Here is a 15,330-nt window from a genome sequence, read left to right as displayed (position 1 = left end):
GGGCCGCAAGCATACTGAAAAAGCCCACTTTTAGCCAATTTTAACCAGCTTTTGAAAGCGGTTGGAGGCATCAAAGACAATCGCATAATGCCCCTGCACCCCCCGATGGGTCACATGAGGTCGCAACACCGATACCGGAAAGCGCACCTTGCGTCCATCGCGGGCGTAGGCCAGTACATCGCGGACATTGCCCGCATACCAGCGTTGCAGCTGCTCGGGGCTAATGGACAAGCTGACAACCACCTGGGGCAATACAGATTCCTCACATCGTGGGCCCCGACTCGCCGAAGCACACATATTTCAACTGCTGATATTCTGCCATACCCTGACGGCCACCTTCACGACCAAAACCGGATTGATCAATCCCGCCAAAGGGTGCCATCGCGTTGGATATGCCCCCTTCATTAGCGCCTACCATACCGGCCTGCAAAGCTTCACTAACCCGCCATACTCGGTCGTTATTGCTGGCGTAAAAGTAGGCTGCCAAGCCAAAGGGTGTGTCATTGGCCGCGTCTATGCCCTCTTGCTCAGAGTCAAACTTCATTACCGGCGCCAGAGGGCCGAAGGTCTCCTCCTGCCAGATCTGCATATCGGCCGTTAAGCCTGTCAACACAATGGGAGCGACCCGATTATTTGCCAGCGCACCCGGGCGCTCACCCAAGACTACCTTGGCGCCATGCTCAAGGGCGTCATCATAGTGACGCTGGACCTTTTTTACTGCATCGGCGTTGATAAGCGAAGTTTGCTTGACGTCTTCAGCAAAACCGTCGCCAACCTTGAATTCGCTTAACGCCGCGCTCAGCTTGTCCACAAAGGCATCATGCACCCCCGCCTGAACTAAAAAACGATTGGGGCAAATACAGGTTTGCCCGGTATTGCGAAACTTAGCCGCCAGCGCACCTTTAACCGCCAAGTCCAGGTCTGCGTCATCGAACACCACAAACGGCGCATTACCGCCCAGCTCCAATGAGAGTTTGTGCAGATTATCAGCGCACATGGCCATCAGTTTGCGCCCGACTTCGGTCGAGCCAGTAAAGCTCAGCTTTTTCACTGTGGTCGACTGGGTAAATACCTCGCCAATGACCGAGGAAGAGCCAGTTAACACACTGAATACCCCCGCGGGCAGACCGGCGCGCTCACCCAGCTCTGCCAATGCCAAGGCACTAAAGGGTGTTAGGCTTGAAGGTTTAACCAACATAGAACAACCCGCCGCCAGCGCAGCGGCGGCTTTGCGAGTAATCATGGCCGCCGGAAAATTCCAAGGGGTGATGGCCACGCTTACACCCACAGGCTCCGGGCGCACGACAATACGCTGATTGGCTTTTACCGCAGGAATAACTTCGCCGTAACCACGCTTAGCTTCTTCGGTAAACCACTCAATATAGGAGGCAGCATAGTCAATCTCTCCGAGCGACTCGCTGATGGGCTTGCCCTGCTCCAACGTCATAATGCGAGCCAGATCCTCCTTGTGCTCGTGCATTAACTCAAACCAACGTCGCAGGCAGGCGGAGCGATCGGCAACAGACATTTTTCGCCAGCTGGCAAAGCCCTCGGCCGCCGCTGCGATTGAAGCGCTCACCTGCCCTTCATCCAGCGAGGGGACACGACCAATCACTTCGTCGGTAGCCGGGTTAACCACTTCGATACTCCCGGCATTGCCATCGCTCACCCACTCGCCGTTGCTATAACAGGCTTGGCGGAATAACCGGGAGTCTTGCAGTGCAATATCCATTAACATCACCTTTGTCGTTAAACGTCGTCTATTCGGGTTTGTGCTTAGTCACCTGCGCCAAATCCAGTAGCTCGCGCAGCGCCACCGCAAACATTGCATAATCTGTACTCGTGTTCGCCTGAGCGTGAGTCACCATGGTATTCCATCGACTGAGCAAGAGCTGATGATCGCTCTGCCATTGCTCTAGCAGCTCGTCGATAGAACAATGGCTCAGGCGTTTTGCCAAAGTGGCGGTTAAGCTGCGCACCTGAGACTCTAAATCGTCCATATAAGACTCTCGGGCCATCGCTTGCCAGTAATTATCCACCCGCGCCTCGGTCAGTTGGCGGGCGAAGCCATCCAGGCGAAGCTTATCAATCAGCGCCAAGTACAATTGGGCGACCGCTTCTAAGTCCATTTGCAAACTCTCGGCCACATCAACAATACCCAGGCCAGAATAAAGATAACCCGGGGACACGACTGCTTCCGCAAGTTCAGCGGGGACACCTTTGTGTGTAATTTTTTCAAGCTGCTGGGCGCGGTTTGCACGGGCGGCGTCATTAAGCAGAGGCGGCAAATAATCGCTAAGGGTCTTTAGCGGTTGGGCGAAAGTATCCACTTGCTCGGCCACTTGATAATCGCCCCGCCGGTTGCGTAAAAACCAACGGCAGGCGTGACGCATGCGCTGCATCAACTGCTTCATAAGCTCGAGCTGGACTTGGGCTTCGACTTGATAATCCAGCGCTTCAATGCCCTGCCACAAGTCCGTAAGCGCGAGACTGTCGCGCGCCACCACATAAGCGCGCGCCACGGTCACGGCGCTAACACCAGCGGCATCCTGCATGCGTTGAACAAATGTCGGCCCTTGAAAATCGACAATTTCATTGGCCAGAGCAGTCGCGATAATTTCCTTGCGCAGCTGATGCTTTTGCAGCAGTTCAGGGTAATTCCGTTGCAACCGCTCAGGAAAAAATTCAACACACAGCGGAGCAATAACAGGATCCTCGCTGATATCCTCTACCGCCAAATCTTCTTTTAACCCCACCTTGGCGTAAGAAAGCAAAACCGCAAGCTCTGGCCGGGTTAAGCCTTCACCCGCTGCCTGGCGCTCTAACAGAGCCTCGTCTGAGGGCAGGTTCTCTAGAGCGCGATTGAGACGGCCAGTGTCTTCCAGCTGATTGATAAAACGGCGCAACTCCGAGGTGCGTGACAAAGCATCGCGCTGCACCAGACTGATCGCCTGTGTCTGCCGGTAATTATTGTTTAACACATCCCGAGCCACCGCATCGGTCATTTGCTCAAGCAGCTGATTGCGCTCGGCAAAGTCGAGCTCACCGGCTTTTACCAGCTCTGCCAGGGCGATTTTGATGTTTACTTCGTGATCTGAGCAATCCACCCCGGCTGAGTTATCAATAAAGTCTGTATTACACGCGCCGCCGCTGCGACAGAATTCGATTCTACCGGCCTGAGTCATCCCCAGGTTTCCGCCTTCGCCGAACACTTTACAGTTCAGCTGTTTACCATTAACACGCACGCTGTCATTGGCCTTATCACCGACATCGCTGTGAGATTCGGACTCTGCCTTAACATACGTGCCAATACCGCCGTTCCAAATCAAATCTACTGGCGCCTGAAGCAGAGCATGCAACAGCTCGTTGGGGGTCAGTTTATCGGCCTTGATGGCAAACCGCTCTTGCATTTGCGGCGTGATAGCAATAGATTTTGCGGAGCGCTCAAATACCCCGCCGCCTTCGCTGATCAGAGCGTCGTCATAGTCCGTCCACTGACTGCGGGGCATTTCAAACAGCCGCTGGCGTTCAGCAAAACTGGCCTTTGCATCCGGGTTGGGGTCAATAAAAATATGCAAATGATTAAACGCCGCCGTGAGCTGCAAAGTCTCTGACAACAACATGCCATTACCGAACACATCGCCGGCCATATCGCCAATACCAATGACGGTAAATGCGTCTTGCTGAACATTTAAACCGCGCTCTTTGAAGTGGCGCTGCACACTGACCCATGCGCCCTTTGCAGTAATGCCCATGGCCTTGTGGTCGTAGCCATTACTGCCGCCAGAAGCGAAGGCATCACCCAACCAAAAATCTGCCTGGTTGGCCACTTCATTGGCGATATCAGAAAAACTGGCCGTGCCTTTATCGGCCGCTACCACCAGGTACGGATCGTCTTCATCGTGGCGCACAACATTTTCCGGCGCCACAATCTCACCGTCTTTTAAGTTATCGCTCAAGTCCAGCAAGGCGGTAATAAATTGGCGATAACAGGCAATGCCCTCTTGCTGACGCTGATCGCGGTCCAGCCCCTCGGCTTGCTTACAGACAAATCCACCTTTAGCTCCGCTCGGCACAATCACCGCATTTTTTACCTGTTGCGCTTTGACCAAGCCCAGCACTTCAGTGCGGTAATCCTGCAATCGGTCGGACCAACGCAAACCGCCGCGTGCCACTTTACTACCGCGCAAATGCACGCCTTCAAAACGCGGTGAGAATACAAATATTTCAAACATCGGTCGCGGCTCGGGGATATCCGGGATTTCGCGAGCGGCGAATTTAATCGCTAAAAAATCGCGCTCCTTGTCTTGGTAATAGTTGCAGCGCAGGCTGGCGTTAATCAGTGCCAGATACTGGCGAATCACTCGGTCTTCGCCCAGATCGGGAACCTCTTCTAGCTGGCGATATATCTCCTCCAGCAAAGTTTCTTGCTTGGTTTCATTCCGCTTGCTCTGTGGGTCAAACTTGAGGCTGAATAATTCACATAGACGACGGGTCAACTGCGCCTGACTGATCAGCGCCTTGGCAATAGTTTCAGTATCATAGTAAAACTGGGTTTGGCGCATATACGCGGCGTAAACCCGCAGCAAATTTACCTGCTGCCAATCCAATTCGGCGGCCAGCACCAGTTTATTAAAGCTGTCATTGGCTGCCTTGCCGTCGCGCACCGCCCACAGCGCCTGTTTAAAAATTTCAGCACGCTCAGCAATATCGCTCGCCTTTTGCCCCTGGGGTTGCAAGTAAAAATCGTGCAGCCAAAGACAATCGCCGTTTTTATCAAAAATTTTGTATGGGTGCTCTGACAGCACACAAAAACCGAAATTTTCCAACACCGGAATAATGTCAGACAGCGCCACCGCCTGCTCACGCACAAAAAGCTTGCAGCGCAGCATATCGGCATCGGCGAACATATCCAAAGCCTGAGTCTGGCCTTGCTCAAGCTGATCGAGCAACTCTATATCGCGTCGGGCATCCAAAGCGCTGTAGGCCTCTTGATAACCGGGGCCAAAACTATTGCGATAGCGCGACACCAGCTTGCGCGCCTGCTCTTCGTTGTAAGTCTCACGCAAACCCGCGAACAACTTATCACTCCAGGATCTCGCAAGCTCGGCCACCTCTTGTTCGAGCGACTGCGGATCAAACTCGAGCGCCTGATTCTTAGCGATGCGAAACACCAAATGAACCCGAGCCAATACCGATTCGGAAAAAAAGGTGGTAAATTCTTGATCGCTGGCACCCACGCGCTCGGCAATAAACTGCTGAATTTGTTCGCGCAACCGGGTGGAAAATAGCTCTCGGGGCACATACAGCAAACAAGTCACAAACTTGCCGAAGCGATCGCGTCGGGTAAATAAGCGCACCTGGTACCGCTCGCTGATAGAAAGCACCCCTTGCAGGGTATCGAAAAGTTCGGCGGTGCTGGCCTGGAACAACTCGTCGCGGGGGAAAGTTTCCACCACTTGCTCCAACGCCTTACCCTCGTGGCTCCACTCATTAAGCTGCATACGCTCGTAAATATGAGCAATTTTTTTGTCCAGCAGGGGAATCCGACGCGGTGAAATATTGTAAACACTGGATGTGTACAGACCTAAAAAACGCGCTTCGCCGCACACCTCACCGCGATCGTTGTAACGCTTCACCACCACGTAATCAGGATAAGCATTGCGATGTACCCGCGAGCGCTGTGGCGACTTGGAAAAGGCAATGGCCGCAGGCGATAAATAGAAGCGCTCTACCCCTGGGTGGGCGTCGTCCAACGCTTTAAATTTGACCTTACTGGCATCATCGAATAAGCCCAGACGCGCCTCGCGATTTTCCACCAACACCTGGCGACCGTCGCGCTCAGTCAAATCGAATTCTGTGTAGGCTAAAAAAGTAAAGTGATCTCTCGCCAGCCAGCGTAAAAACTCTTGAGTTTGCGCCACATCCTGAACGCCCGCCTGGTCTTTTACCACGTCAAGTTGATCGGCTGTCGTTAACATTTGCTGGCGCAGCGGGCTAAAGCTACTGACTACCTGGGTCACCTGGCCCAGCACTTCGGTAAAGGCGTCGCGCAACTCCTGCAGAAAACCATGAGCACTGATCGCCCCCACTTCCAGATAAATTAGAGCCTGGGCTGGCACCTCTTGCGAGGCAACCGCACTGACCTGGGTAATGACCTCGCCCTCCCACTGCGCGCAGTAGGGGGTGCTGTTTATGCTGTAAATGGGAATATTGCGGCTGGCCAGCTCGATACGCACGGAATCGACCAGAAAAGGCATATCGGTCTGGCGAATGACCACCAGGGTGTAAGGACTGCTCCAGCCTGTGTCATCCGCACTGGGGTTAAATACTTCTACGGCGGATGTGTCGCTCGCGACTCTTGCCAGCTGCCACAAGTAACTGAGGCACGCCTGCAAATGATCCAATGAATCGATGGCCATATCGGCCGGACGATAATGATGAAAAAACAATCGTACAAATTCTGTACACGCGTCGCGTTCACTGGGCTGGGCTTGCTCACCGACGGCCTCGGCGAGTGTGTCGATATCGATTGACGATTCTTGTGCATGTCCCATTCACATTCTCCCTAAATTGATCTCGCTAGGGCCTGTTAACACTAATTAGATGCGCCTGCTGGAAGCCAGTTTTGTCTCCAGCTAGGCGCCGTGAGCGTAGTTTGGTAACCCCAAATAAGCGATCGGCAACAACGCTGGGGGCAAAACTGGCTCCAGCCCTTCGGGTTGCGGCTAAAAATCCGCCACTCTGCGTTGCTCGTCGTTCATTTGGAATAACCAAACCACTCTCCTCGCGCCTTGCTTGGCAAATTTTTAGTCGCAACAGGCTGCATCTAATTAGTGTTAACAGGCCCTAGCGCAAACCTATAGGTTAACTTTTAATTTGCAACCGTCGGCAAAGACTTACTTTGGCGCCGCAGCGGGTGTCGCCACCAGTATAGACGCCCCGGAGTTGAAATTTGCGGAACTGCCTCCACATGGCAATGTCATACAGCGCCAATAAAACACCAGCATTACAAAAGGGTATGAACATGCAACAGCAGCTTGCAACGCTTACGGATTGGCTTAGCAGCCAGATCATCGGTCAAGAGCACCTGGTACAGCGCCTGTTAATCGCGCTTTTAGCCGACGGCCACCTGCTGGTCGAAGGCGCTCCTGGGCTTGCCAAAACCAAAGCTATTAAAACCCTGGCCGATGCCATTGAAGGCGACTACAACCGTATTCAGTTTACCCCCGACTTATTACCGGCCGATGTGACCGGCACCGACATTTATCGCCCGGAGCAGGGCTCGTTTGAGTTTCAGGCCGGCCCGATTTTCCACAACCTAGTGCTGGCCGATGAAATTAACCGCGCCCCTGCCAAGGTACAATCGGCGCTGCTTGAAGCTATGGCTGAGCGCCAAGTGAGCGTCGGCAACAAAACCTACCCTCTGCCACCGCTGTTTATGGTGATGGCGACGCAAAACCCTATTGAACAAGAAGGCACCTATCCACTGCCGGAAGCGCAGCTGGACCGTTTTCTGCTCCACGTAAATGTCGACTACCCAAGTGTTGAAGCGGAGCGCAAAATTCTCTCACTGGTACGCGCCGAAGCCAGCCACGAAGCGCAATCAGCACCGGCGCCGCTGAGCCAAGAAACGGTCATGCGGGCGCGCCAGGAAATCCTCAAGCTGCATATGAGCGAAGCGGTAGAGGAATATATCGTGCAGCTGATTAACGCCACCCGCCGCCCTGGCCAGTACAGCGAACAATTGGCCGGTTTGCTCGAATACGGCGCCAGCCCCCGTGGCACCATCGCTTTGGAGCGCTGCGCCCGAGCCCACGCCTGGCTGGCGGGCAAAGACTTTGTTAGCCCGGACGATGTCGCCGCCGTGCTACACGACTGCCTGCGCCACCGAATAATTTTAAGCTTTGAAGCCGAAGCTGACGGCACCACCCGCGACCAAGTCATTGACCTACTGCTAAAATCCGTAGCCATCGCCTAATGAGCCAAGCAGCGTCAGACAATCTGGCCCAGGGGCCCTATTGCGATTTACAGGCCCTGCTGCGCGAGCGTTTTAGCGCCCGCGAGCTAAATTTATTTGCCCGTAAAACCGTGCAGAGTGTGCAAAGCGGACGCTTTCGCACCCGCTTTCGCGGCCGTGGCGTAGACTTTGAAGAAGTTCGTCTGTACCAGGCCGGAGATGATATTCGCTCCATCGACTGGCGCGTCACGGCCCGCACCCAGGTACCTCACACCAAGCTTTACAGTGAAGAGCGCGAACGGCCGGTGTACATTTTATGCGACCAGCGCGCGCCCATGTTTTTTGGCAGTGTGAACTGCTTTAAAAGCACCCTCGCCTGCCACATTGGCGCCCAACTGAGCTGGGCCGCACTTAACAGTGGCGACCGCATTGGCGCGGTAATTTTTGGCGATAACCAGTTTCGCGATATTCGCCCCAAGCGCAGCAAGCACACTGTTCTGCAAACCCTGCAACTGCTGCACAGCTTTAATGTCCAGCTCAACTCTCCAGTGGCCGCTAGCGCAAAGCTCGATTTGGCGCAAATGTTAAAAGACACCAGGCGCATTGCTACCCCGGGCGCCGCCTTATTTGTATTGAGCGACCTGCACGACTTGAACGATGAAGCGGAAAAGCAGTTGTTTCATCTCGCACGCCACTTGGACATTACCTTGATTCAAATTACCGATCCGCTAGAGCATCAATTGCGCTCCGCGGCGGCTTTGAACATTACCGACGGCAAGGCAAAAGCCCAGTTGCCCGCGCATGACAGACAGTTCCAAAGAGCCTACGCGCAACAGGCGCAAACGCAGCAGCAGGCGTTGGAAGAGCGCGCCAAGCGACTGGGGCTGGAAATAATCAGCGCTTCGACTGCAGACGACTACCGCGAGCTGTTGCGACAGCGCTATGGTGCCAGGAGGAGCTCATGAACGCCTCCGATCCTATGGCGCAATTAAAAGATATTCACACGCCCGAGGCCATCGGCTGGTGGCCGCTGGCGCCTTTGTGGTGGGTCATTATTGCGCTTGCGTTAATCCTGCTGGCAACAGTTATTGTGCTGTTAATGCAGCGCTACCGGCGCAATCAGTATCGCCGCACAGCACTGCTAGAGTTGCATAAGCTTCCAGCCGATGAGGACAATCAGACCTTTGCTTTGCAGCTCAACACGCTGCTCAAACGCACCGCCATCAGCGCCTATGGCGAAAATGCCTGCGCCACCTTGCACGGGGAAAAGTGGCTGGCTTTTTTACGCACAAGTGCGCCCAAACTCAACGCTGAAAATGCCCGGCCCTTGGCAGACGCCGCTTACCAGGCCAACCCAAGTCTCGACCAAGCCGCTTTGCGCGCTTATGCCGCCAGCTGGATTAAACATCACCAGAAAAAATCAGCGCTAATACGGAGGGGCAAGCATGTTTGAGTTTGGCTTGCTCTGGTTGCTAGTGCTGTTGCCTGCCCCCTTACTTATGCGCTGGGTAAAGCCCAAAACCGATTCGGCCCCCGCTATTCAAGTGCCGTTTTACCAAAGCGCGGCAGCGCTGGCGGGCAGCGGAGAGATAAAACGCAAACGCCTGGGTAAAGGCCTCACCCTGTGGCTTATTTGGAGCTTGCTGGTGACCGCAGCGGCGGACCCACGCTGGATTGGTGAGGCGCAGTCACAACCCTACAGCGGTCGCGATATGATGCTCGCGGTGGATATTTCCAAGAGTATGGAAATTCGCGATATGTTGCCGCCGGGCATTGTCGCCATGCAGTTTCAAAACGGCGAACCCATTAACCGCTTGGTCGCGGTGAAAGCCGTGGTGGGAGATTTTGTGCAAAGACGCAAGGGCGACCGCCTGGGCCTTATTTTATTTGGTGATCAGGCCTATGTGCAGGCGCCGTTAACCTACGACACCCAAACCGTTAACCAGCTTTTGCAAGAGGCGCAAATAGGCTTTGCCGGGGGGGCCACCGCCATTGGCGACGCTCTAGGCCTTGCCATTAAACGCTTACGCGAACGCCCCGAGGGCAGCCGCCGTATTATTCTGCTCAGCGATGGCGCTAACACCGCCGGTAACACCGAGCCATTGGAAGCTGCGCGCATTGCCGCCGACATGGGCGTTAAGGTGTATACCATTGGCTTCGGCTCCAATCGCTCGACCGGGGGCTTCTTCAGCCGCAGCGCCTCGGCAGATTTAGACGTACGCACCCTGCAGCAAATTGCCGAGCTGACCGGCGGTGCATTTTTCCGCGCCGAATCTACCGAAGAACTGGCCGCAGTGCACAAACAACTGGATGCCCTCGAACCCATCGAACTGGACGAACGCACCGTGCGTCCGATGAATCGGCTGTTTTACTGGCCCCTGGGTGTGGCGCTGTTGCTCTCAGCACTACTGGCCGCCAGCCGCATTCACCTCGGCCGCACCAAGGCCAATGGAGGACTGTCGTGACGCTTGCCGACTTTCACTTTATTCGCCCCTGGGCCCTGCTGGCGTTAGTGCCACTGTTGCTGATTGCCATTTTATTGTGGTTTTCGCGCACCCGATTGGGCGGTTGGCAGTCTCTGATTGCGCCAGAGCTACTGGCGGCGCTGAGCGACGGCAAGCAGAAAAAACAATCGCGCTTTTACCTGGTGGTGCTCAGTTTAGCCTGGATACTAGCCTGCCTCGCCCTTGCCGGCCCCACCTGGGAGCGCGCCCCAAGCCAGGTACACCGTCAGTCAGATGCGTTAGTGATTTTGCTGGATTTATCGCCCTCAATGATTGGCGACGACATCAAACCCAGCCGCCTAGTGAGGGCCCGGTTAAAAATTGCCGACTTGCTGCAGCGGCGCGACCAGGGGGAAACGGCCATGCTGGTGTACGCCGATGACGCCCATGTCGTGACACCGCTTAGCGAAGACACCGAAACCATTCAGTCGCTCTTGCCCGTGCTGTCGCCGGGCATGATGCCAGTGCCCGGCAGTCGCCCCGAAGCGGGCGTAGAACGCGCTATCGCCCTGCTGCAAGATGCCGGTTTTGATCGCGGCCGCCTGCTTTTACTGACCGATGGGGTTGCCTCCAGCGCGCAACGCACCATTGCCGATTTGCTGGCCGAAACCCCCTACACGCTTTCCATTATGGGCATAGGCAGCGATGAACCCGTGCCTATTCGCTCTGGTCAGGGCGGTTTTCTGCGTGACGGACAAAATAATATTGTCACCACCGAGCTTGGCAGTGGAGATTTACAGCGTTTAGCCCAGCAAAGCGGCGGACGCTACATCACCAGCACCTTTGACACCCGCGATGTGGACTACTTAAGCCAGAACGTGTCCGCGCTTAGCGCCAGGCACCAGCAAACCGACTCCAGCATGGACATCTGGCTGGATCGCGGCCCCTGGCTGGTACTAATACTGCTACCCATTGCGCTCTACACCTTCCGTCGCGGCGTTATCCTGGCGCTGTTGCTGGTGCCCGCCGCAGGCTTGCTGCCCACGCCTGTGCAGGCGCAAGCTTTGCCTGATGCCCTATTGACGCCCGACCAGCGCGGCGCCCGTGCGATGCAGCAAAACCAGCCCGAAGCGGCGGCCGAAGCGTTTACCAACCCCGCCTGGCGCGGCACTGCACAGTATCGCGCCGGCAATTACGAAGCGGCCGCCGAAAGCTTTAGCAAAGTAGACACTGCGCTCGGTCACTACAATCGCGGCAATTCGCTGGCGCGCGCCAATCAATTAGACGAAGCTTTAAAAGCTTATGACGAAGCGCTAAAGCGCGACCCGAATTTTGCCGATGCCAAAGCCAATAAGGAAATTGTCGAGCAAATAAAACAACAGCAACAAGAGCAGCAACAGCAAAATCAGGACGGGGACAAGCAGCAGAACAGCGAACAAAATCAGGATCAGCAGCAGAATCAGTCGCAACAAAACAGCTCGTCTGGCCAGCAAGGTGAAGAGCAAAGCGAGCAACAGCAAAGTTCAGCCGCGCCCAACAATTCGCAAGCTCAAGCGGGGCAAAGCAGCTCGCCCGAGAATCAAAACGGGCAGAACCAACAGGGCCAGTCCTCCAGCGCCAGCAGTGGCAATAGCCAGGAAAACGAACCCCAAAATGGCGCTGCGCAATCGTCTAGCCAGGGCCAGGCACAAAATTCCAGCGCGACGGCTGAGGGCGAAAAAAGTGAAGCCGAGGTGCGCGCCCAGCCTACCCCTGAAGAGCTGGAAGAACAACAAGCCCAAGAGCAGTGGCTACGGCAAATACCCGACGACCCATCGGGCCTGCTGCGCAATAAATTTCAGTACGAATATCAGCAAAAACGCCTGGAATCAAAGCTTAAGCAGCTAAACGATATGGGCAATACGGAGCAACGCTGGTGAAGCAAATGAACACGCAAAAATATTCAATGACCCGCTACCTCATCGCGCTTTTTTTGCTGTTAACGGTCAGCCCTTTATGGGCCGCCAGTTTAACGGTTGAACCCGGCCGCGATACCCTGGCGATAACCGATCAGCTGACTTTGAATGTCACTTTAAAAGACGCCAGCACCAGCGATGAACCAGACTTTTCGGTGCTGCGCGACGACTTTGATATTCTGGACATCAGCCGTCGGGTGCAATCGATAAGTATTAATGGCCGCAGCGAATCCTCGGTTATCTGGCAGCTGGCGTTAGCGCCCAAGGTACGCGGCGATATTATTATTCCCAGCTTAGAGGCCGGCGGCGTGCGCTCCGAGCCCGTTACCATTAATGTCACTAACGCACCCGATTCACCCGCCGACACCAATGCAGAAACTTTTTTAGAAGTCACCGCGAACAAAGACTCGGTTTATGTGCAAGAGCAAGTGCTGGTTACCGCCAAGCTGTATTCAAAGTACAACTGGAGCGGGCGCGAGCTGGGTAGTTTTGAACTGGACAACGCCCTGGTTGAAGCCGTGAGTGAAGACGAGTACGTCTCGACCATTAATGGTGTGCAACACCTGGTGTACGAAGTGGTGTTTGCCCTTTACCCGCAAAAAAGTGGCACCCTGCGTATTCCTCCGCTGCAGTACGCCGCGCAGTTACGCAGCGGCGGCCGTTCACTCATGAGTTTTAGCTCTGGCCCGGTGCGTCGCGGTCGCAGTCAGGCTTTGGATATTGAGGTGCAACCCATTCCTGCGGCCAATGGCAGTAGCGCCTGGCTGCCGGCAAAAGGGATTAAGCTGACGCAACATTTTAGTCATGATCCGGAAACTCTAGTGGCTGGTGAACCGGTTACCCGACGCGTCACCATAGAGGCCGAGGGTTTACTGCCCACCCAACTCCCGCCTATTGAGTTTGGCGCTATCGATGGCTACAGCAGCTACAAAGACAAAGCCCAAACCGATGAAAACCGCAGCAGCTCGGGCGTAACCAGTACCCGCACCGAAACCCTGGCACTGGTACCCAATGCCGCAGGGCGCGCCACCTTGCCACCGGTAGAGCTGCGCTGGTTTAACACCACCACAGGTGAGTTTGAAACGGCAAGCCTGCCGGCATTGGAGGTGAATGCCACCTTGCCAAGTAAACCGGGCAAAGCTGTAAGTATCGCCAGCGAGCCTGACACCAGTGGAGGCACAGGCGAGGTGACAGTAATCGAACGGGCGCCTTTGTGGTTGATTATCAGCCAGGCAATCACAGCTTTATTGCTGGTCCTGTTTGCCGCGCTTTATTTTTTCGCCCCCAAAACAGCCAAGCCAACACACAGTCGCAATAAAGAAAGTGACTCCAGCGACAAGGCCCTATGGAAAAAAGTCAAACGCAGCGCTGCCGATGAGAACTGGGGCCAGCTGCGCCAAAATTTATTGCAGTGGGCGAGCGTGCATTGGCACAGCCCCGTAAAAGGACTGGACGAGCTGAGCCGACTGGCCGGCAAAGAAACTACCAACAGCGACACTATTCGCCAACAACTGCACGAGCTAGACAAAGCCATTTACAGCGGCCAACTGCATAACTTTACCCCGGGCAAATTATTACCCGAGCTGCAACAACTGCGCGTTAACAAACGCGACGGCAAAAGCGAAACGCTCGCCCCACTCTACCCGGCGTAAGTTAACCAATGACCGAGCTGCTAAACCTTGAACTTGAAGGCCATATATTAAAGCTGCGGCGCTTGCAGAGTTCTCTGGATGAGCTGCGCCTGGACGACAAGGTAGTGTCTTTAAACCTGCGCCGTGAATGGCACGGCGTGCACGCCTTTCACTTGCCGGGCCATGGCACAGTTACCCTCGAGTATTCCCTGGATAACACCGCCCGCAACTGCAACTACCGTATTCTTTCGGGCCAGCAGGTGTTAGCCGAAGGCCAATCAGTTATCACCGGAGAGCTAAATCCATTCAATGCGACTGAATCAAAATCCAGCTCACACAACGTTGAAAGTAAAGCCACCGACGCGGTAAAAAATCACGGCATTGCCCTATTCGGATTATTTTTTAAATTGATCAAAAGCGCGGGCGCGCTAAAAGCCGCGCTCGCCGGTACCGCTCTGGCCGGGTGGGCCTGGCTGTTTAACCTGGAAGTGGCCATTTGCATTATCGCCGCACTGTTTATTCACGAGTTTGGCCATGTGATGGCCATGCGCCAGTGTGGGTTAAAGGTAAAAGGTATTTACCTTATTCCCTTTTTGGGCGGCGCGGCGGTCAGTGAACAGGCCAAAACCCGCTGGCAGGATTATAAAATTTCCATGGCAGGCCCGATTGTGGGCGGCGCCGGTGCTGTTGCTGGCTGGCTTGCCTGGCTGTTAACCGGCAACCAAACTCTCGCGATTTTCGCCGCCGTTAGCTTGCTATTAAATATTTTTAATTTGTTGCCTATTGTCCCACTGGATGGCGGTCAGGCGATTAAAGCCATTGCCTACAGCAAACCCGGCAAACTCGGTCATATTATTATGCTGGCCTTGAGCGCCGTACTGGTGGCCGGAGCCGCCGCCTTCGGATTTACTCTGCTGGTGTTTTTTGGCATTTTAGGCGCGGTTGATTTACTCGCCAGCGGCAGCAAGGAGTATCAACGCCAGGTGCCCATGAACACCTATGGCATGACGGTGTGCGCCGGGCTCTACTTTTTTGTTGTCTCGGTGCTGGTGGCTATCTCCTGGGCCATGGCGGGCTCGGGGATTGCCGGGGCAAACCTGCCCTTTGTATTTCTCTCAAGCTGACCCCTTGCTCGCGCCTTACCCGCTTAGGGCGAAAAGGTAAAAATTTACAAACCTTATCCTAGGCTTTATCCCCCTAAAACCTTCCGCAGCCCCCGCCCCGTAAAGTCTGGCGTCCAATCTTTCGCTGAATCTCTGGCTATCGCAATCGTCTCAAATTTGCGCTATCTTATTTCCATATAGTCACACTGAACATAACAACAGAAAGTGCACAATAAC

General features: G+C 54.8%; 10 protein-coding genes. 7 read left to right on the top strand and 3 right to left on the bottom strand.

What is annotated here, in order from left to right:
• Positions 1 to 30 precede the first annotated feature (30 nt).
• From NHM04_RS01370 to NHM04_RS01360, 3 genes are read right to left on the bottom strand one after another with little or no spacing between them, the layout of a single operon-like run.
• Entirely contained in the window at positions 31 to 243 is a 213-nt protein-coding gene (locus NHM04_RS01370; protein WP_254266668.1) for a DUF2835 domain-containing protein, read from the bottom strand.
• A 19-nt stretch (positions 244 to 262) separates the two neighbouring features.
• The gene (locus NHM04_RS01365) at positions 263 to 1,732 is read right to left on the bottom strand and encodes an NAD-dependent succinate-semialdehyde dehydrogenase (protein ID WP_254265265.1); all 1,470 of its coding nucleotides are present in this window, start codon (positions 1,730 to 1,732) and stop codon (positions 263 to 265) included.
• Between the two features lie 28 nt (positions 1,733 to 1,760).
• A complete protein-coding gene (locus tag NHM04_RS01360; protein WP_254265264.1) occupies positions 1,761 to 6,557 on the bottom strand; it encodes an NAD-glutamate dehydrogenase in 4,797 nt (1,598 codons plus the stop codon).
• 464 nt (positions 6,558 to 7,021) lie between these two features.
• On the opposite strand from NHM04_RS01360, the gene NHM04_RS01355 reads away from it, so the two are divergent.
• From NHM04_RS01355 to NHM04_RS01325, 7 genes are read left to right on the top strand one after another with little or no spacing between them, the layout of a single operon-like run.
• Positions 7,022 to 7,981, top strand: a complete 960-nt coding sequence (locus NHM04_RS01355) for a MoxR family ATPase (RefSeq protein WP_254266667.1) — start codon at positions 7,022 to 7,024, stop codon at positions 7,979 to 7,981.
• Positions 7,981 to 8,925 (top strand): DUF58 domain-containing protein, encoded by a 945-nt coding sequence (locus tag NHM04_RS01350; protein ID WP_254265263.1) that lies wholly within the window; start codon positions 7,981 to 7,983, stop codon positions 8,923 to 8,925. The genes NHM04_RS01355 and NHM04_RS01350 overlap by 1 nt, the downstream gene beginning before the upstream one ends.
• Positions 8,922 to 9,413, top strand: coding sequence for a DUF4381 domain-containing protein (locus tag NHM04_RS01345; protein WP_254265262.1), 492 nt, complete (start codon positions 8,922 to 8,924; stop codon positions 9,411 to 9,413). The genes NHM04_RS01350 and NHM04_RS01345 overlap by 4 nt, the downstream gene beginning before the upstream one ends.
• Positions 9,406 to 10,425 (top strand): VWA domain-containing protein, encoded by a 1,020-nt coding sequence (locus NHM04_RS01340; RefSeq protein WP_254265261.1) that lies wholly within the window; start codon positions 9,406 to 9,408, stop codon positions 10,423 to 10,425. Before NHM04_RS01345 ends, NHM04_RS01340 begins: the two co-directional genes overlap by 8 nt.
• Positions 10,422 to 12,323, top strand: coding sequence for a tetratricopeptide repeat protein (locus NHM04_RS01335; protein ID WP_254265260.1), 1,902 nt, complete (start codon positions 10,422 to 10,424; stop codon positions 12,321 to 12,323). The genes NHM04_RS01340 and NHM04_RS01335 overlap by 4 nt, the downstream gene beginning before the upstream one ends.
• Before the next feature lie 5 nt (positions 12,324 to 12,328).
• A complete protein-coding gene (locus NHM04_RS01330; RefSeq protein WP_254265259.1) occupies positions 12,329 to 14,011 on the top strand; it encodes a BatD family protein in 1,683 nt (560 codons plus the stop codon).
• Between the two features lie 8 nt (positions 14,012 to 14,019).
• Positions 14,020 to 15,114, top strand: coding sequence for a metalloprotease (locus NHM04_RS01325; RefSeq protein ID WP_254265258.1), 1,095 nt, complete (start codon positions 14,020 to 14,022; stop codon positions 15,112 to 15,114).
• Positions 15,115 to 15,330 lie beyond the last annotated feature (216 nt).

The sequence above is a fragment of the Gilvimarinus sp. DA14 genome (assembly GCF_024204685.1).
Taxonomy (GTDB): domain Bacteria; phylum Pseudomonadota; class Gammaproteobacteria; order Pseudomonadales; family Cellvibrionaceae; genus Gilvimarinus.
Note: the sequence above shows the minus strand (reverse complement) of the source record. Positions and strands in the feature narration are given on the sequence as shown.